Raw genomic sequence first — 20317 nt, 5'->3', positions numbered from 1 at the left:
CTGCTCACGGTAAGACCGCTCTAACCTTATAAGCAAAACGCCTCGTGTAAACGAGGCGTTTGTTGTTTAATATCGTTTCTAATTATTCTTTCAAGCAGCGGACAGAGTAAGCAAAGTTTCCGCCGTTTTCTGCAATATTGAAATTCACGTCAAAATAGCGCAGAGCTACCGAAATCGTATCGTGCAAATCTGCTGAATCAGCGTATTCCTTATTTACCCACAAATAGGCCGTGTAGCCTAAGTCAAAGAAAGATTCGCTGCCAATGTCATAGCCTCCAGCCGGAAGCAGATTAAAGCCCGATATATTGTTGCCAGGTTCCTTCACCCATCCTTCAATTGACTTGGTTTCTTCAGCGGTAAAATCATAAAGGGTACGCGACACGCCCATTGCTCGCAAAACAGCAGCGCGTTCACTCGTATCCACTTCTTCCGAAACCGTGGCGGTCATCAGTTTCCAACCTTCAGGGCATACTTTAGCCGCAGTTTCCTTGTCATACAGGCGACCGTACTTTTTGCAGGAATCAGCACTATTGTTGTAGCACCAACTATTTCCGGTTTCGTAATTCATATTCTCGGCCATATAGGTTTTACCCCAAATTTCTATCGTCTTGTACGTTTGGCCCTTGTATTCCAACTTACCTTCGTGACGCGGAATCTCTTCTAAGTACGTAGAATCAAAGTCCCCTTCGATATGGAAGACATCTTTAGTCGCCCAAGTCCTAGAAGCCATGCAACGCACGGACATTCCATGTCCCTTGTAATATTCTCCATATCCAAGCACATCTGTTTCATAAGTCAGCTGCCAACCATTAGCGATTTCAGCGTCTGCAATAGATGCCGTACTTGACCAGAAATAGGCAAACTTACCCGTCGGAAGCCAACCTCCTTCGACATTCTTTCGACCGGCAGGAAGTCCATAAAATCCATAACGGTTGGAGCCCTGCGACACAGAATCACCGTTCTGCCATTGATCAACGGTTTTCAGTTTGGTACCGGCAGGTTCAATTCGGTCACCATCTATAGCCTTATAAAGGTTTTCCCAGTCAGTACGACTTGGCACATGCCACCCTTCCGGACAAGCTTTTTGCGCGGCGGACCAATTATAAAGTCTACCGTATTTTTCACAGTTGTCCTTATTGTCTTCATAGCACCAGGAACTATCTTCTAGTGCAGAATCCACATAATCCAAATTTTCGGCAAACCACAAGTCATAATCATCCACATACGACTCTGGACTTTTGGCCATCATAATCCGATATTTGTGATTATCACGATTGTCGGTATAAAAGCCATCCTTGATGGTAATTCCGTTCAATTCATAGTCAGAGATTGTCTTGACGACATGCTCTTCACTTTCCGAACAAGCCAAAAAGAATACGGAAAAAAAGCACCCCCTAATAGAAGACTCCATGAAAACTTCATTTTTCCTCCATCAATAAATCGGTTTATCCCAAACGCTTCCACCCGTCGATTGAGTCGTTCTCGTCGTTGTTGCCGACGGCGTCGGAGAAGATTCCGCCTGCCAAGAATTTCCACTATTCGCAGGAACAAGCGCAGGATCAATCGGAATGACAATTTCATCAGGGTACGCCTGATAGACAAACAAAGATAGGCAATAAGTGAAGGGCATCCAAATAACGGATGCAAACGTTATTTCGCGGGAAACAATATCCTGCCCCACCACGGTTTCACCCTTTTGTGCTTCAAACAAGGTCTTGCCCATGCCGCCACGAGTCGTTACGGAACAATCCTCATCCGTAGAACAGAGATACCGACCATCGGCATAGATGTCGTAAGATCCACCGTCAGAAGCCCTAATCGTAGAGCGTCCAAAATAACAGCCGGAAAGCATTGTCGCCACAAAAGCAACAAGCATTATCCGGCCGAATCGTTTAGCAAACATGCTAGAACCCGTAACCGATGCCTACGTTGAAAATCAAGCCCTGAATAGCGTGATCCTTGGCCGAGATAATCGTATCGCCGTTTTCGTTCTTCTTGGAACTGTAGATGTCGTTCTTGTAGAAGTTCAGCATATACTTTACCTGGGCAATGAACATCACACGGCTAGAACGGTTAAACATCACGCCACCACCGATAAAGCCAGTAAGTCCGGACTTTTCGCTAGAATAATCATTGTCGTCGTAGTAGTAGCTATAGGAGTTGCGGCGATATTCGCTCGGCATGTCGCTCTGGTATTCGGTTTGGCTGAAGGCAAGGCCACCGCCCACAAAGGGAGTAATCGCCTTGGTTCCGAAGGGATAGTAAGCCGAAATGGCAAAGTCCATGTAATCAAGGGGAGCATCGTCACCCAGGCCGTACATGTCCCAATCGATACCGAATAAAATCACCTGAGCATCGTAAAGGAGCCAGAAATCAAGTCCAGCAAAGACTTCCACATCGGGCTGAACAGCCATGAGGCCACCCACGGACATACCGATATAAGCATTGACGCCCTTGCGCTTCGGAGTCTTCGTTTCCTGTTCGGTCACGCTGTAAATATCGGAATCATCCACAGCCTTGCGCTTGGTACCGATATTGCGAGCCACACGCTGGATAATCGGATCGAAGTCATCGGGATTGCGGGCCTTGAGGCGGTCATCCCAAATCGGAGCTTCAGAACCGACTTTATAAAGTTTGAAGGACATAATGACATTTTCACCGAGGCGAGTAAATTCGGCAATAATGTACTTGGAGCAGCCCTTTTCGGCAGCCTTCTTCTGCACAGCTTCCTGGTTGTCAGCAGTAACAGAATCTTCTGCAGTTCCCACCACCAAGATAAAGCGGCCGTCATCTTCAATGTATGCCTTCATGAGCTTGGAAGAAGCCACGGCATAGTCGTCATGCATACCAGTAAGGCCAACCGGAGCAAGGTAAACCTTTTCGGCGGCAAACAAGGCAACGGCAAGAACGAGTACACTTAATAGGATCTTTTTCATAAGTTCTCCTTTTTTAATCCTTTCTAAATATACTTTATTGACAACCTCTATGCAAACATTTTGAAACCTGATTTTTGCATTTCATCGGCTTTTTTGAACATTTTCAAAAAAAACTGCTTTCTTTGCAAATTTGTGTGAGGAGTAACACGTCTTGAAAATCGTTCATTTTGTGTACACATTTAAGAAATGTATTCCTTTTTACAGTCTTTATAATTTTTAACTTTTAACTCGTAAAAATTTAACCCCAATTCATGGAATTGACTATGAGCATTAAAGATTACCTCGCCGGCGCAAAACAGGCCGGTTCCGTCCAGAAGCTGATGACCCCGGGCCTCGCCGTGGAATTTATCCAGCCCTGGTACACCCCGCTTTCTACGACCCCCTCTACCACGGGTATTGCTGTCGGCGGTATCGGCTCGACATTCACCGCAACGCCTGCAGGCACCACTCCCGTGATGAACGTGATGCCGGGCGTGCAGGTCCGCACCGAAAAGCCCTCTGACCTCCGCTTCAACAACTTCTTCTTCCGCGAATCCGTGGTTGACGCAAAGGCCGCTCTCGAAATTGCCGACTTCGCTGGTTTTACGCAGATGCTCGCCAAGTACCCGCTCGTGGACGCCAAGGGCGAAGCACTCTTTACCGCCGCTGAACTTGCTAATCAGAAGAAGGCCGAAGCCAAGTTCAACAAGGCCATTGCAGGGAGTGATTTCTTCAAGAACAACGCTGCCGACTTTGAACGCTGGCACATTGAATGGAGCGACCGCACCGCAGCTCTCTTGAACAAGGCCGGTGCCGAACTCAACCGCAGCGCCGTCATCGACTTCTTCAACGGTGTCGTGGGCGAAAAGGTTGTGCGTCAGGGCGCCCTCACCGCCGCTTGGGCAAACGACAGCGAATTCTTGGGCCAGGCCGGTTACGATGCCGCCAAGATGCAGTACGCCGCACTCTATCCGGTGAGCGAAACCAAGTATGAAGGCAAGGGCGTGCAGATTACCAAGACCCAGTCCAGCTATGTGACTCCGGGTGACGAACGCCTCTCTAGCCTCCCCGTGAACGCTACCGTGTTCACTCTCGAAAATACCACCAAGGAAACCCGCGAAATCACGATCGTGCAGGTGCAGGACTGCATCGCCGGTTACATGGCGAAGAAGGACCGCCAGGGCGTTCAGGACTCTAGCTTCGTGCTCGTGCCGTCTGCACGTTTCCCGAAGGGAGTCAAGTTTAGCAAGCAGGCCAATGACGGTCGCGAAGTCCGCGGTCTCGAATTTTACAACGAAAAGCCGCTCGCCGAAAGCGATTTTAACGGATGCATGGGCGTGTCCGTCGCCTGGAATAAGAAGGACAACCTGAACGTTTCCGTGAAGCCGATGTTCTACCAGGATGACGCAGCCTCTGTGCTGAAGGGCGCTCTCCGCAGCGGCCGCGTTTGCGAAGCCTGGGTCAAGAACGTTTACAGCGGTCGCGAAACGATGGCCGGTGCTGTTGCCGTTACCGCCGTTCTCAAGCCGAAGCAGAAGGTTTCTTTCCAGTTCAACCTGGTGCTCGACTTCCCCGAAATCAAGCTGAACAAGCTTACTTCCGCCAAGAAGTACACCGCTTTCTTCCCCGAAGCTTATGGCCGCGTGGGCGCTATCCTCGAAGAAGCCCTCGCCGCCGACAAGAACTTTGACGCACGCCTCAAGGCATTCGAAGCACTCGTCCCGAAGAAGGCCGTGGCCAAGCTCTACAAGACTGCCGCCAAGCAGGACGAATTCAAGAGTCTCGCCATCAACACGCTCAGCTTCCTCGCCGAAGCCACCGTGTGGGACAAGGACGACCGTTTCCTCGTCCGCGAATGCGCTGACTATCCGTTCTTCAACTCCCTCGACGTTTACTTCTACGGCAGCTTCAGCCTGATGGCCCTGATGCCGCGCCTCGACGGTGTGGTGATGAAGCGCTTCGGTGATGCGATTCTCGCCGTGAACAACAACCGTCGCCGTCACCACGAATACGTGAACCACCCGTTCGCCGACCTTCCGGACCCGAAACTTGAAGGCCCGCGCGCTGTTCGCGGTGCCGTGATTCATGACCTCGGAAGCCCCTTTGATGCTGAACCCGATGCCTACGACTGGCACAACGTGAAGGAATGGAAGGATCTCGCTCCGAAGTATGTTTTGATGGTGCTGCGCCACTACGTGAAGACGCAGGACAAGCAGAACTTGCAGGATTGCAAGGAAGCCGTTTACGCAGCCATGCAATACCTCGAAAAGATGGTGAACGAAGGCGAAAACTTCCCGCTCACCCACGGTACCGACGACACCTTCGACAACCTCTCCAGCCACGGCATTTCCGTATACTGCGGTAGCCTCTGGATTGCAGGTCTCCGCGCCGCCGCCAAGATTGCCGAAATCCTCGGCGACAAGGCTCAGGCAGACACCTGGAACGCCAAGGCCGACGACGCCAACAAGGAATTCGACGAAGCATTGTGGGACGAAGCCGAAGGCTACTACCACTTCTTCGTGACCCCGATAGAAGCGAAGGACGTTGTGGCAGACAAGCTCCCGCAACTCGCCGACGCCATCAAGGAAACGCTCGTTATCGACGGCACCAACGTGAAGGCAGCCCTCAAGACCATCAACGAATGGCTGAACTCTGGCGAAATCCCGAGCGACGTGGAACTTTCCAAGAACGAACTCCGCGGCCTCAAGAAGGCATGGCTCACCGCCCAGTGCAAGAAAGCCTTTACCGCCAGCTGGAACGCAAAGATCGCTAACGACTGCGACGACGTCTTCGCTGACACGATGCTCGCCGACACTTACCTCCGCCTGCTCAGCCTCAAGCCGATTAGCGACGAGAAGAAGGCCAAGGCCAACTTGCTCCGCGTATTCAACACGAACTACAAAGCAAACAGCCCGCTCATCGGTGCAGCAAACCTTGTTCGTAAGGACGGCTCTCCGCTCGACGAATTCAACTTCCAGGCTCACGACGTGTGGATCGGTATCCAGTACAGCATCATGTGCGCCATGATGCACCACGGGTTGGAAAAGCAGGCTGCCGACATGGGCGATTCCATGATCCGCAACCTCTACGAAGAAGCCCGCATCCCGTTCGCCGCACCGGAAGGATTCAACGGTTCTTGCCGCCTGCACCCGGAAGCGCTCGTGAAGGCGTTTAGCCTCAGCACCACTGCCGCCGACAAGATGCACAAGGAACTCCTGAAGAAAGGCGCCCTCCTTGCCGACAGCCGCATCAGCCCGAAGCTCCCGCGCAACCTGTCCGCCTTCACCAAGGCATTCGGCAGCATCGCCAAGGCCAACAAGGTTGAAGCAAGCGCGCTGTTCATGCTGCTCCACAGCACGGCTCTGAAGTACACCGCCGGTAAGTACTTCCGCCCGGGTATGATCTTCGCACTTCTATAAGACCGCTCGGCTCTATCGCTGATTAAAAATGTGATATTGCCTCGCTCTCGCAACCGCCCTCGGTTAACACCCGAGGGCTTTGTTACTCACGGACAAGATCAAACCGTTTTTCCGGACATTAGCAAAACAGGCGCTCCGATGGAGCGCCTGTTTTTTCGTGAGTAGAAAAAACAATCACCCTTTCCAGTTAAACTGAACCTCGTACATAATCACGTCGATCCAATACACGACATCTTTGAACTTGACGTATCTGGCAGCCGTATTTTCCGGTTCAAGCAGGAACTCGATTTGATCAAAGTTGCAAATGCACTTCGTCACCGCGCTCTGATCGTAGTAATCGAGTATCAACGTATCACCGACCATCTTTTGAGAAACCTTCGCGTCTATTCCGCAATAGTCCATCACATTTTCCAAGGTCAAGACTGTCATACCGTTCATGTAAGTAATCTGCCTTGCTTCGGGAAGGTCAGAGACTGCACTTTTTGTAACAGGCTTTACGGCAAGGTCATTATCCATGCATTTGCCTCGCGCATAGCCGTTCAATTCCAATTCCGTCGGAGTCGATTCAGGAACACTATCCAGTGCGAAAGGGATTGTATCCACTACAACCGTAGAATCTTCCTTAACGATAGGGATTTCGTTAATCGTATTATCGTCAAAGACAACATTCAAAGTCGTAGCACTTATGAAATTGGATTTTGCCTCGATTTTGAAAATAAGCCGTGCACCGCAAATGCAATCTTCTTGCACGCGAGATTCATCCATTTTCGGGACCACATTAAGATAAGAATAGTTCGTCCCTACAGATATTTGTTTGATAGGGGGACGCCTAATCATGCCTGTCGTTCCACTAATAGCCTCGCAAGCCATAGATACATTTTCGATAACAATCGCCACCGAATCGGTTCCCTCTTCCGGAATCATATAGGCAACAGGCGGCAAGGCTGCATCAGCCATGGGATCCACATTTTTATCGAGGCACATTCCGAAAACATCATCTGTTCTCTGAATGATATCTTCACAACAAGTCATGCTCGACATGTGAATATCAAAGCTCGATGACGACAACACAGAAGATGAACTCGGTTCTTCGCTAGAGGATGTCCCCTGTTCCCCACTAGACGAAGAACTCGTCACCTTGCAACAGGTCGTATCGGGCAGAAGTTCGCTAGAGGACGACACCTCCACAGCGGAACTGTTGCCTTCAGTAATAGGCTCAGGTGCCATACTCGAAGACGAATCGTCGCCGCAGGCGAGCAACGCGAACGAGAGCGCTGCCGTAATTGAGGCGGAAGCAATACCGGTCAAAATTTTCGCGTTTTTCATATGAATCCTCCTTCTTGTTTATTCTGTTTAGGCTGCTCCGGAACGGGAGTCAAATCTTCCACCGGGAAAGCCTCCCTTCGATTAAATACCGCATAGTCAAAGTCCGAATACAACTTATCCAGTGAAAATTCAATTCTGGCCGCACAAACACAACCGTATGTAGATCTCTTATTGCGCTTTTCATCGCTCCTCGAATCGGCAACATACAGTGTATCGCTTTCAAGTTTCACCTGAATCTGGCTCCCGTTCCCCAGCATTTTCAAGAACAATTCCCGACTAGAAGCCGCACACGGAACTTCGAGTGCAACATCAATCAAAGTTACCTTGACCCAATCATTCTCCACATATTTTTGGGCGGAAGGCGTGAATCCAAAATCCTTTTTTTGATCAGAGGTATCCAACTCGTATACTTCGCCCAAGCAATAGACTAAAGGACTGTTCGGATTTATGGTATCAGACGATTCCGACGAAGATGACACCGGTATCGGATCCGGCACAAGACCCTTATCTTCAATCGAACTGCTGCTCACATCCTTTGAATCTACAAACGAAGAGCTAGACTCTACCTCAAATTTCTTTACAGATGAGCCGGATTCGATAACGATATCCACATTGTTGCTAGACGAGCTCAATTCTACAGGAGGAACATCCTTCCCGCCTCCTACAGACGAACTGGACAATTCCTCATCCGGAGCTACCGCCGAAGAACTGATTTCGGAGGAACAGCTGATTTCGGCAATGGAATTCGGGTCAATCGTCCCGCCAGCCACGTTTTCACTGGAGCAGGCCACCATGAAAATGGAGGAAAGGGAACTGACGGCAAGTGCAAACTTCTTAAACATGGTGCACCCCTTTAACTTTGTCCGTTACCGGGAAAAACTGGAAATTGACTCTACAAACCTGATCCTGATCACTGTATTCGTTCGCAATCGCAAGCACCCTTCTGCAGCAGGCATCGAGTTCCTTCGCAATTCGTTCGCGCGCCTCTTGATTCACGCTGAGCGTGACACCCGTAAAATGACGTTCATTTACGGAATAGCGGTCTACGGCGCGGGCCGCCATGTTCGCCATCTCTTTATGCATGGCTCGAATGGCAATGGGCAAAGCCTCTTGCGAACCGATCACGGTCTGCTCCGTCTGCGAATAGACCTTTTCGCCGTCCTTTTTCAAGAACCCGGCTTTCACCAAGAAATTCAACACATCGCGGACTTCTTCAGCAGACACATGCTCCTTGCATTCGTCGGCAATGTCGCGAGGAGTCGCCCCCGGCATCATCGGAATGAGTTCCCTCAAAACCGGATACTTCCAGGATTCATAATACTGGAAGGCATCGCCATCGACCACGCGCACCTTATGTTCCAGCGCAATCCTCTGCATTTCGAGGAGAGCCGTCTTCTTGGCCTCATCTTTATCCGCATTGCAAAACAGGACCATTTCGCGGAAATAATCCGCCTCGTAGCCGGCAAGGCCCATCGCCTTCGCCACATCGTCTATTTTGACCTTGCTGAGTTTGCTCTGGCCCATGCACACAAGCTTCAAGAAATTCGGCGAAGTAAAACCGGCACTCTTGCAGAACTCGCGCCACGAGAACGCACCAAGACGTTTGCGTTCGTCGTAGTAATCCTGCATAAAGAGGTGATAGTCTTTATATTCAAGTACCGATTTCATACTAAGGAATATATCTTTTTTCTAGGAGTCAGTCAACAATTTATTATACAAAAATCAGTATTTTTGATTAAAATCAACAACATTTAGTTCATTTTCACAAATATTTTTCTCTAAATTATACAAGACGTATAATACAGCCTAAAAGCCGTATAACAGAGTGCGCGTCCTTAAAAAACATTCGATACAGTACTGTTCAAATTATTCAAATACGAAAGCCGTTATAAACGGCATTTCTATATATTTAGCAACGGTGTTTGGAACTTTCTTGAACAAGAGAGGATGTTTGGAATGAATAAAAATACGTTTATCGCGATCACCGCGATTGTTTCTGCCGGTGCGCCGGTATTTGCTGCTAACGCTTACATTAACCAGGTGGGTTTCCGCCCTTCCGACCCCAAGGAATTTTCGCTTGTCGGTGCTTCTGGCAATGTCGAAATTCAGGATGCCTCGGGCAAGACCATGCTCACGGTAACGCCGGGTGCCGCCTCTTACTGGGATGCTAGCGGCCAGAATGTACAGCTGGTCGATATCTCTAAGCTGACTGCCGAAGGCACGTACACCATCAAGGTGGGCGGCCAGACGCTTCGCCAGGATCTGGTGGTCAAGAATAACACCTTCGCCGACATTTACAAGGCGGCTATCAAGTGGTTCTACTACCAGCGTGCTTCCATGGCGCTCGAAAGCTCGTATGCGGGCAAGTGGGCGCGAGCCGCAGGCCATACGAATGCGACTGTCGAACTTCATAATTCTACGCGCGCTTCGGGCACCATCAATTCGAGCAAGGGCTGGTACGATGCCGGCGACTACGGACGCTATATCGTGAATTCGGGCATTACCACCTACACGCTCCTTTCGCTTTACGAACATTTCCCGGAATTTTTCAAGACGGCCAAGTGGAATATTCCTGCCGATGGAACTTTGCCGGATTTGCTCGCCGAAATCAAGTACAATTTGGACTGGATGCTGACTATGCAGGCCAATGACGGTAGCGTTTATCACAAGCTTACCTCTCTTGCTTTCCCGGGCGATGTGATGCCTGCGCAAGACAATGCAAAACTTTATGTTATCGGTAAGAGTGCCGAAGCCGCCCTTGACTTTGCCGGCGTGATGGCGGTAGCAGCTCGCGTGTACAAGCCGTTTGATTCCAATTACGCCGCTAAGTGCCTTGATGCAGCCAAGAAGGCTTATAGCTGGGGCTCTTCGAATATGAGCTACCACTTTACCGCAAACCCCTCCGATGTGGCGACGGGTGCATACGAAGGCAACAACGCGGCAGACGAAAAACTTTTTGCCGGTACGGAACTTGCCATTACCACGGGCGATAATTCTTACAAGCAGAATGGTTCTTCGGAATATGTGTCGTACTGGGGCGACCTTTCGGGCGTTGCCACTTATGGCAAGGCGACGCATGCATCTGTGTTTGGCGATGCAAACGAAGCCAAACAGAAAATCTTGGGCACTGCAGATGGTTTCGTGAACCGTACCAAGTCGGGCTTTGGCGTGGTGATGGCGAAAGATGACTTTGTGTGGGGCTCCAACGCCGTGGCCTCCAATCAGGGCGTATGGCTTTTGCATGCCTATTACCTCACCGGCGACGAAAAGTATTACACCGCAGCGCTCAAGGTGCTTGATTACTTGCTCGGCAAGAATCCGCTTGACATGTCATTTGTTACAGGTTACGGCACGAAGTCTCCCAAGATGCCGCACCACCGCCCGAGTACTTCGGACAACGTAGAAGATCCGATTCCAGGTATGCTTGTGGGTGGCCCGCAGCCCGGTGGCGAAGACGTTGGCTCTGCTGCCGAATGGAAGTGCAGCGATTACAGAACAGGCAATGCGGCAACCGCTTATACCGATCAGCGTTGCAGCTACGCTACCAACGAAGTAGCTATCAACTGGAACGCTCCTTTTGCTTACCTCGCTGGAGCCCTTGAAGCTTTGAACGCTGGTTACGCGCCCTCGTTCGCAGCGAATGGCGTTGCTAGAAAGTCTACTGTTGTCTCGTCGAGTTCTTCGGTCGCTTCGTCCAGTTCTCAGGTGGCTTCTAGCTCTTCTGTCGCTCCGGAGTCTAGCTCGTCTGAACAAAAATCCAGCTCTTCGCAGTCGCTCGCTTCGAGTTCTTCGCAGTGGAATCCGTGGATTTCGAGCAGTTCAGCGACTACAGCCATTCACGAAACTTTGCCCGCCAGCATGCAGAACAAGGCAGCTCCGCGCATTCATCAGAACGGCCACAAGCTCTATGTCGAAAAGAACGGCAAGCGTTTCGACCTTCTCGGCAACAAGATTCACTAATTCCTTCTCTTTTTGAGCATTTCAAATGCCAGGCCCGATTTTATCGGGCCTGTTTTTCGTTCCGTTTATATCTATATTTATGGCATGTTTAAGATAGTTAAGGCTTGTTGCCGCATTCTTTCTTCTTACGCTTCCCCATTCGTCATCGCAAGCGCAGTCGTCGCCTTCTTCCTCCCCATCGCCTTCGGATGGGTGCACGGGAACGTTTCTTCCGTGATTCTCGGCATCATTATGCTGAGCATGGGACTTACGATTTCGATGGACGATGTGCGAAACCTGATGAAACAGCCGCTCCACATTCTGCTCGGAGCCGTCGCACAATACACCATCATGCCGTTTGTCGCCTTCGGGCTCACAAAGCTGTTCGGATTGGATCCGTACCTGGCCGTAGGCATTATTCTAGTGGGTTGCTGCCCGGGCGGCGTTTCTAGCAACGTGATGAGTTTCCTCGCCAAAGGCGATGTCACTTACTCGGTGAGCATGACCATGGTCTCGACGCTTCTTGCCCCCATCATGACCCCGCTTTTGGTCTTGTGGCTTGCCGATACGAGCATCGACGTGAACGCAAAGGGAATGTTCTTGAACATTCTGTACGTAACCGTCGCCCCGATAACCATCGGATTCCTTTGCAACCATTTCTTGGGCAAGCGCGCCGTATTCAAGGAAATCCAGGCGAACATGCCCGCCGTGAGCGTGATTGGACTTATGTGCATTGTGGGTGGCGTAGTTGTAACCGTTCGTCCGCAGCTCCTGACGAATGGCCTCGGACTGATTTTCTTGGTACTTGCGGTGGTGTTCTGCCACAACGCCTTAGGTTATATTCTTGGCTATAGCGTGGGTCGCCTTTTCAAGTTCAATACCGCCAAAAAGCGCACCATTGCTATCGAAGTGGGTGTACAGAATGCAGGAATGGCGACCGTTCTTGCGGCCGCCTTCTTCGCGAATCCTGATAATGTGACGCAACACCCCGAAGCGGTGCTTTGTGTAGTTCCCTGCGCCCTGAGTTGCGCCTACCATTCCATTAGCGGTACAGTACTCGCAAACTTCTTTGCCTGGCACGACAAGAAAAAGGCGTAAGTTACGCCGGCACCAGTTCCGGACGTGCTTTCATTTCGTCCAGCTGGATCTGGTGAAGCACCACATGGCCTTCTACAAGGCTCTGCTGCACATCGATAATGCGCTGGTTCGTCGATCCCCTGAATTTAATATCGAGGGATTTTTTCGCCATAATGAACGGTCCATCGATCAAGATGTCGGCAAAAGTCAACAGCTCGAACATTTCAGGGCGTTCATGGGCTAGATCCATCAGGCGTTCGTAGGTATAACCGGTAAAGATCACCAGGTTCATACCACGTTCCTTGATTTCACGAGCCAAAGGGATCAAAGCCGCAGCCTGATCCATCGGGTCTCCACCGCTAAACGTAATGCCATCCAGCAGCGGGTTTTCCTCGATCATCTCAAGGATTTCATCAATTTCAATAAAATGACCCCCGTTAAAATCGTGGGTCTGCGGGTTCTGACACCCGGGACAATTATGGTGACAACCTTGAGTAAAGATTGTCATACGAATTCCGGGACCGTCCACGAAAGATTCGGGTTCGATTCCGGCAATTCGCAAGCGAGGATATTCGTCCATATTATACGCCGTGCTTCACGCGATCGTTCACTTCGGCACGCTTAGCGTTATTGAAGCGATCAACGGTACCGACCAGGTAACCCGTGATGCGGCGGATACGTTCGAATCCGATACCTTCACCATACTTGTTGAGTTCTTTTTCAGACATTTGATTCTCCTTACTAGAAATTTTTAGCGGATGCCCTTGAAGGCGGGCATACCCGGATAAAGCCTACGCAGTTCCTTCAGTTTTTCTTCCGAGATGGCATGACCTTCGCTACGTCCGCAACGAGGGCAAACATCGCCAATCACACCTACGAATCCGCAGACAGGGTCGCGGTCCACCGGGTGGTTGATGGAACCATAACCAATGCCGGACTTTGCCATGTGATGCACGATCTTTTCGAATGCATCCAGGTTCTGGGTCGGGTCACCATCCAGTTCGATGTAGCTGATGTGACCTGCATTGGTGAGTGCGTGATAGGGAGCTTCCAAGGAAATCTTCTTGAAAGCGGAAATCTTGTAGTACACCGGCACATGGAAAGAGTTGGTGTAGTAATCGCGGTCGGTAACGCCCGGGATAATACCGAACTTCTTCTTGTCCATGCGGACGAATCGGCCAGAAAGGCCTTCGGCCGGCGTAGCAAGCAAGCTGAAGTTGAGGCCGAGACGTTCGGATTCCTTGTCGCAGAATTCGCGCATGTGACCGATAATCTTGAGGCCCAGCTTCTGGGATTCTTCGGATTCGCCGTGGTGCTTGCCCGTAAGCATCACCAAAGTTTCGGCAAGACCGATAAAGCCAATGGAAAGCGTACCGTGCTTGATGACTTCACCCACGGTGTCTTCCCAGCCGAGCTTGTCGGAATCAATCCACACGCCCTGTCCCATAAGGAACGGGAAGTTCTTGACCTTGCGACGGCTCTGGACGGCAAAGCGTTCCATAAGCTGATCGCTCACCAGCTGAAGCATGCGGTCGAGTTCCTTGAAGAACAGGTCCACGGACTTCATCTTGATGGCGATACGCGGAAGGTTGATCGACGTAAAGCTCAGGTTGCCACGGCCAAAGCTGATTTCGCGAGACGGATCGTAGTGGTTACCAATCACGCGGGTACGGCAACCCATGTAGGCAATTTCGGTTTCAGGGTGACCCGGCTTGTAGTACTGCAAGTTGTACGGGGCATCCTGGAAGCTGAAGTTCGGGAACAAGCGCTTGGCACTCACGCGGCAAGCCAGCTTGAACAAGTCATAGTTCGGGTCGCCCGGATTCAGGCTGATACCTTCCTTGACGCGGAAAATCTGAATCGGGAAGATAGCCGTTTCGCCACCACCCAAACCTTCTTCGGTGGTGAGGAGCAAGTTACGCATAGCCATGCGAGCTTCAGGCTCGGTGCACATACCATAGTTGATGCTGGAGAACGGAGTCTGGGCACCGGCGCGGCTGTGCATGGAGTTCAGGTTATGAACAAAGGCTTCCATAGCCTGGAAGGTCGCCTTGTCGGTTTCTTCGTAGGCCATCTTTTCGGCAAACTTCTGTGCATTCTTGGTGATTTCTTCACCATAAGTCTTGGACAGTTCGCGAGCTTCGGCTTCCTGGAACTTTTCGTTCGGAACAAGCGTTGCCACCATGTCCATTTCAGCCATTTCGGTATGGAGCTTCTTTACCACCGGCTGGATTTCTTCTTCGGTCTTGCCCGTGAGAAGAATGAGAGCCTTGACCATGTTGGAAAGGTAGGCCTTGCGGTAAGTGATGCGCACGCCATCGGCCATGGCGTAGTCGAAGTTCGGAATGGACTGACCACCATGCTGGTCGTTCTGGTTAGACTGAATAGCAATAGCGGCCAAGGCGGCGTAGCTACGGATATCCTTGGGTTCACGCAGATGACCGTGACCGGTATTGAAGCCGTTCTTGAAAAGCTTCTTGAGGTCAATCTGGCAGCAGGTCATGGTAAGGGAATAGAAATCCAAATCGTGGATATGGATATCGCCTTCCATGTGGGCGCGGCTGTGCTCGGGCTTGAGCATCATCATCGTGTAGAAATGCTTTGCCGATTCGGAACCATACTTGAGCATGGTACCCATGGCGGTATCGCCATCGATGTTTGCATTTTCACGCTTGAGGTCAGATTCCTTGGCAGAACTGAAAGTAATGTCGCGGAGCGTATGCATGAGGCGAGTATTGACTTCGCGCACGCGGGTACGTTCGGCACGATACAAGATGTAGCTCTTGGCGGTATCGGCATAGCCACCTTCGGTAAGAGCCTTTTCGACAGCATCCTGGATTTCTTCGATTTCGGGAACATTCTTGCCCTCGGATTCAAGCCTGCCCACCACATCGGCAGACACCTTGAGGGCCGTGCTCGTAAGCACGTCATCGCTTCCCAACAAATTCAACTGACTTTGGGCGGCCTTAATCTGTTCGTCGAGCTCGCCCGATGCGCGGAATGCCTTGACAATAGCGTCGGCAATTTTTTCAATGTTGAACGGCATCTCACGGCCGTCGCGCTTCCTTACAGAAACAATCATCTACCAATCCTTGCTGCCCGGCGAATAGGCTCCCGATGAGCAAAATTCGTGTCGAGCATACTTTTTTCTTTCAATTCCGGTATTTACTATATCTTGCGTCTAAGTTTTGGGGCGAAGCACAAGATATGGAAAACAATATAATAAAAGTAAGTGTCATTGGAAGACATTTTTCAAAAAAATAACGCTTTTTGTGTAAATTTAAGATTACAAAACTAAACTTATCAACACTTCGGAACGGGGGCGCCAAAACCCGTTTCGAACAAAATAAACATAAAAAAAGCTAACGCCTTTATTTATAAGCAGTTAGCTAATTGTAACCATCGAGGTTACTTATCAACAGAAAAATAAAAGTTTTTTGTAATCTACGTCTTGACAAACAAAACTAGTGTGACTAGCCGCTCTATTGAATCAATTCTACGACCAAATGAACTGACGCAGAGATACTCACCGAGTCCGCGATGGAAGCCAGCATGGCATCTTCACTATAGTCATTGAACTTGGCTGCACCCAAGACGGTTCTTCCGTAAACAACGCCGTCGTTACCACCATTTTCACTGACCGAGATCACCTTGCCAAGAGAGCCACCCACACTTTCGGCGTAACTTCCGGCCTTGTCCAAAGCCTTCTTGCCCACCAAGAGAACCAATTCCTTACGCAAGGAATCTTCACTTTTAAGGCGCGCAGTCGTACGATCAATTTCCACATCCAGTTCAGCAGAAAGCACCGCCACAGCAGCGGCGGCCACCGGCCTTGACGAGCAGCGTATTGCAAAAGACTGACTCACCACATACCCCGTAAGACTGCGGGTTCCCTTGTCGTAAGACCATTCCTTGCGCATATCTACACTGTTCTGTTCGATATCGGTATTCTGGATATCGAGTTTGTTCATTTGTTCAAAAATCGCCTGGCGACGAGCTTCGAGCTGCTTATAGAGCAGTTCCTTATCACGGCCACGCAATTCGAGCATCGCCACCGTCACGAATTCGTTGGCTTCGTACTTGCGAGATTCAGAAGCAGACACCTTGACCGTGGCACTCTGGCCGCCAAAAGCCGACGGCACGTTCAAGGAAGGTTGCCCCGGTTTCATATTCATGCAACCGTTATCCGTGGTAAGCAGCAGGAATCCCAGCAGCACCACCAAGAAGACGAGGCCCAATGTAACTTTGTTCATATTCAACCCCTATGACAAGTTCATTTCTTTGTTGATACCAAATTGGTGACCGCATTAATCAGTAGAGCCATCACGATAGTCGTGGTCATGCTAATAAAGGGCATCCAAGGCCAGCTGAAAATTCCTCCCAACACCGCAGGCACTCCAAAGGCAGGAATTCCCTGCACCAGGATAAGGCTTGCCATACCCAAAACAACAGCTACAATAACAACCCAACCGCGAAGTTTCTTGGCACCTGTTCCAAAGACCTTGTCGGCAAAGAAAGCCAACAAGAACATTCCCAAAAGCGGGCCCGTGAAAAGACCTGTAAAGAACAGCGCATTCTTAAGCAAACTCCCCTGCTGGGTTGCTGCAAACAAGGCAAAGAAGATTCCCAGAATTCCCCAGACGGCAGTCCAAATCTTGGCACGCTTGAGTCCACCGATACCAGCGTTTTCATCCCAGCCCAAGAAGTCTCGTTCCGAGGTATTGCCCAAGGAATTGATGGCACCCGAAAGGCTACTCATGGCCGCAGCACAAATGGCGGCAACAATCAGCCCCGTCACGCCCACCGGAAGTCCATTTACAATAAAGTAAGGGAACACGTCGTTCTGGCCCAAGCCCTCCGGAAGAGGTGCTGCATGAGCCTTCTGGTAATAAACATAAAGAGCCGCGCCCACCCAGTAGAACAGAATGGACACCGCACAGCCAAGCACCATCGAAAGAATGCTGGAACGGTTTGCAGCCTTCACATCCTTGCAGCTCAAGTAGCGTTGCACGAACTGCTGGTCGCAACCGCGAATGGCAATTTCAAGAATCGCATAGGCAAAGCCCGCCGAAACAAGCGTGCGTGCATTGGAGATATCCATTGAGGCGTCCCACCACTTAGTCTTGCCCGCTTCGCTAGCAAGGGCGGCCATTTCGCTAAAGCCTCCCACCGAATTCGAAATAATCAAAAGCACCAGGACTCCGCCGCCAAAGAAGACGACGAACTGCATCACATCAGTCCAGATAACCGCCTTGATTCCACCAAACCAGGTATAGAAAATGGCGACGGCAGCCGAAACGATAATTGCAAGTTTCAAGTCGATATGCAAAATCTGCGCAAGCACCAGCGACGGAGCAAACAACAGAATTCCTGTACGGAGCAGCAAATGCAAGCAATAAAAAATCGCCGCAATTCGACGCACGGGCTTAGAAAAGCGGACTTCAAAAAGTTCATAGGCGCTATTGATGCCCGAAGTGCGGAATCGCGGAATAAAGACAAGACCCACCACCACAATACTGATGAGAGCTCCTATCTGGAACATGAGGAAGGTCATGTTGTCGCCATACACATCGGCAGGAGCACCGAGGAACGTCGTAGCACTGACAGACGTTGCAATAAGGCTAATGCCTACCGCCACCCACGGGATAGAGCCGCCACCCAACATGTATTCTTTGAGATTCTTGTTCCCGCGAGAAACAAACAAACCGATTGCAACAGAAAGCAACAAGTAAGCGACGAGAACAATCCAATCAAGTAACGTAAACATAGAATACAGGGGTTAATGGTTAGAGTCGTCTTACACTGCGGCAGGTTCGGCTTCGGCAGTCTGGAATTGCACCACCTGGTTACGGCCGCCTTCCTTGGCGCGGTACAGAGCCTGGTCAGCATTGTTGATTGCCTTCTGCAAGTCGCCGTTAAAGCCCTGTGTGAGCAAGAAGGCTCCCACGCTCACCGTGACACGCAAAGGTTCTGCCTGGTGCACATCGAATACCAGTTTTTCCACCGACTTGCGGATTCGTTCTGCAGTTTCCACCATGCCTTCGGCATTGGTATCGATAAGTGCCACCACGAATTCTTCACCACCGAAGCGCGCAACGACGTCGATTTCACCGCGGATTTCTTTACTGATGGTATCGGCAATACCCTTGATGACCACGTCACCAATCGGGTGTCCATAAGTATCGTTCACATGCTTGAAGTGGTCAATATCCATCATCAAGAGACCGATGCTATACTTGCTGCGGTCGGCGCGAACCTTTTCGGCGCGGAGCTTTTCAAACATCGTCTTCTTGTTAATGAGACCCGTATGACCATCGCGCATAGCCTGGTCGCAACCCTGTTCGTACTTGCGGGCACGATTGTAGGCAAAGCCTGCCACACCGGCAAACGCCTTGAGCAATTCCTTTTCGTGATCGTTGTAGGGCATGGAACTGCTGCTTTCAAGGCAAATCGCAATTTCAGCCGTATCGGAATCATGTTCGGCCGCAATCGGCATCACCAGAATCTGGCGCAGGTTCAAGTTCTTGCGTTCAGAGTCGTTCAACCGAGGCAGGTAGTCCTTAAAGCCCGGCAAGAAGGAACGCTCCATGGGACGGTTGCGCAAAAGCGCCAGAACAAAGACACCCTTATCCGAGAGCGTGAAGGTCTTGTTCGCGAACTGTTCGGAATCGACACCATCGCAGAACACCACACGACCGTTCATATCGTCACCCTGATCCAAGGCGAGAATCGTCAAGCGGTCGTAGGCCATATTAGCCTTCACATAATTGATAATCTGCTTGTAAATGTCCTTCACCGTCATGGTCTGGAAGAACTTGCGCAGGTAGCTGTAAAGTCCACCATACTGCTGCAGGGCAATATGCTTCTGTGCAGAGTAGAAGCCCTTGTAGTCAAGCATCGAAATAGCGCTAGCCACAAACTTAAGGGCATTGGCCGTCATGTCGTTAAAGGCGTTCGGATATACAGAATCCATCACCAGGGCACCCACGCGAAGACCAGAAGCGTGATCGATCATGGGAACAGCCACCACCGACTTGATAGACGGATTGTCGATATAGTACATCACGCTCTTGGCACCCGGAAGGTCCCCTTCCAACAGGCGGTTCACATTGCTACGGAACAACTGACCCAAAAGACCCGAGGTTTCCGTGATGCGCGTACGAAGGTTCACTGAAATTTCTTTATCATTTGCGAAATTGCGGATACCCCATTCCTTCTGGTTTTCCATCTGCGTAAACACGATGACAGAATTCACATGAGGAACCACAATCTTGAGTGCGAGCAACATGTCCGTCATGGAGCGGTTGATGTCGGCATTGGCACGGGCCCAAACCTGGCTCACCTTGAGAGCGGCTTCAGGTTCGTTAGCCATACCCTTGGGGGCATTGGAAAATTCGTTCTGCAACGTCGGAGTGATAACCGGAGCCGTAGTCGTCGAGCGATTCTTGAAAATCGTCGGAATCGGAGCGGTTGCAGGTTGCTGAGAATTCGGACCGGCAAGACGCGGACGGTTCATGCAGGCGAGCACAAACGCGACAACGGCAAAGGGAATGAGAAACAGGAACATTCCCCCCTGGAATGCAAGGCCAAGCAAAAGGCCTGCGACCACGAATAAAATTTCTGCAACAGACATATCAATCC

15 protein-coding genes are annotated in these 20317 nt (G+C 50.6%); 3 read left to right on the top strand and 12 right to left on the bottom strand.

All coding sequences use genetic code 11. The annotated features are described in order from the left end of the window. Positions 1–82 precede the first annotated feature (82 nt). From BUA40_RS03890 to BUA40_RS03880, 3 genes are all read right to left on the bottom strand, one after another. Positions 83–1369 carry an FISUMP domain-containing protein gene (locus BUA40_RS03890; RefSeq protein WP_178299532.1) on the bottom strand — a complete coding sequence of 429 codons (1287 nt, stop codon included), beginning with the start codon at positions 1367–1369 and terminating at the stop codon, positions 83–85. 63 nt (positions 1370–1432) lie between these two features. Beyond that, on the bottom strand, positions 1433–1903 hold the full coding sequence (locus BUA40_RS03885) for a hypothetical protein (RefSeq protein WP_143149685.1): 471 nt from the start codon (positions 1901–1903) through the stop codon (positions 1433–1435). A gap of 1 nt (position 1904) precedes the next feature. Then, complete coding sequence (locus BUA40_RS03880) at positions 1905–2936, bottom strand: hypothetical protein (RefSeq protein WP_072798582.1); 1032 nt, start codon at positions 2934–2936, stop codon at positions 1905–1907. A gap of 263 nt (positions 2937–3199) precedes the next feature. Here BUA40_RS03880 and BUA40_RS03875 point away from each other — a divergent pair, with 263 nt between their 5' ends. Further along, entirely contained in the window at positions 3200–6334 is a 3135-nt protein-coding gene (locus BUA40_RS03875; protein WP_072798863.1) for a GH116 family glycosyl hydrolase, read from the top strand. A gap of 174 nt (positions 6335–6508) precedes the next feature. Here the strand turns inward: BUA40_RS03875 and BUA40_RS03870 are convergent, their stop codons facing one another. From BUA40_RS03870 to BUA40_RS03860, 3 genes are read right to left on the bottom strand one after another with little or no spacing between them, the layout of a single operon-like run. Continuing rightward, entirely contained in the window at positions 6509–7660 is a 1152-nt protein-coding gene (locus tag BUA40_RS03870) for a hypothetical protein (RefSeq protein ID WP_072798580.1), read from the bottom strand. Beyond that, positions 7657–8502, bottom strand: a complete 846-nt coding sequence (locus BUA40_RS03865) for a hypothetical protein (protein WP_072798577.1) — start codon at positions 8500–8502, stop codon at positions 7657–7659. Before BUA40_RS03865 ends, BUA40_RS03870 begins: the two co-directional genes overlap by 4 nt. Beyond that, entirely contained in the window at positions 8495–9328 is an 834-nt protein-coding gene (locus BUA40_RS03860) for a TIGR02147 family protein (protein ID WP_072798575.1), read from the bottom strand. The genes BUA40_RS03865 and BUA40_RS03860 overlap by 8 nt, the downstream gene beginning before the upstream one ends. 288 nt (positions 9329–9616) lie before the next feature. Here BUA40_RS03860 and BUA40_RS03855 point away from each other — a divergent pair, with 288 nt between their 5' ends. Beyond that, on the top strand, positions 9617–11620 hold the full coding sequence (locus BUA40_RS03855) for a glycoside hydrolase family 9 protein (RefSeq protein WP_255369193.1): 2004 nt from the start codon (positions 9617–9619) through the stop codon (positions 11618–11620). Positions 11621–11704: 84 nt separating this feature from the next. Beyond that, positions 11705–12697 (top strand): bile acid:sodium symporter family protein, encoded by a 993-nt coding sequence (locus BUA40_RS03850; protein ID WP_072798861.1) that lies wholly within the window; start codon positions 11705–11707, stop codon positions 12695–12697. Position 12698: 1 nt separating this feature from the next. Here the strand turns inward: BUA40_RS03850 and nrdG are convergent, their stop codons facing one another. The 6 genes from nrdG to BUA40_RS03820 form a co-directional block, all read right to left on the bottom strand. Next, a complete protein-coding gene (gene nrdG / locus BUA40_RS03845; protein ID WP_072798569.1) occupies positions 12699–13256 on the bottom strand; it encodes an anaerobic ribonucleoside-triphosphate reductase activating protein in 558 nt (185 codons plus the stop codon). 1 nt (position 13257) lies between these two features. Continuing rightward, a complete protein-coding gene (nrdD, locus tag BUA40_RS14345) occupies positions 13258–13404 on the bottom strand; it encodes an anaerobic ribonucleoside-triphosphate reductase (RefSeq protein WP_072798566.1) in 147 nt (48 codons plus the stop codon). Positions 13405–13427: 23 nt separating this feature from the next. Further along, positions 13428–15758, bottom strand: a complete 2331-nt coding sequence (locus BUA40_RS03835; RefSeq protein WP_072798564.1) for an anaerobic ribonucleoside triphosphate reductase — start codon at positions 15756–15758, stop codon at positions 13428–13430. A 400-nt stretch (positions 15759–16158) separates the two neighbouring features. Continuing rightward, a complete protein-coding gene (locus BUA40_RS03830; protein WP_072798561.1) occupies positions 16159–16929 on the bottom strand; it encodes an SIMPL domain-containing protein in 771 nt (256 codons plus the stop codon). Positions 16930–16949: 20 nt separating this feature from the next. Continuing rightward, positions 16950–18443: a sodium:solute symporter gene (locus BUA40_RS03825; RefSeq protein WP_072798559.1), complete on the bottom strand. Its 1494-nt coding sequence runs from the start codon at positions 18441–18443 to the stop codon at positions 16950–16952. A gap of 30 nt (positions 18444–18473) precedes the next feature. Continuing rightward, positions 18474–20309: a sensor domain-containing diguanylate cyclase gene (locus tag BUA40_RS03820; protein ID WP_072798556.1), complete on the bottom strand. Its 1836-nt coding sequence runs from the start codon at positions 20307–20309 to the stop codon at positions 18474–18476. Positions 20310–20317: the final 8 nt, after the last annotated feature.

It is taken from the genome of Fibrobacter sp. UWT2 (assembly GCF_900142545.1).
Classification (GTDB): domain Bacteria; phylum Fibrobacterota; class Fibrobacteria; order Fibrobacterales; family Fibrobacteraceae; genus Fibrobacter.
The sequence above is the reverse complement of the archived record's forward strand: the minus strand, read 5'-3'. Positions and strand labels throughout refer to the sequence as shown.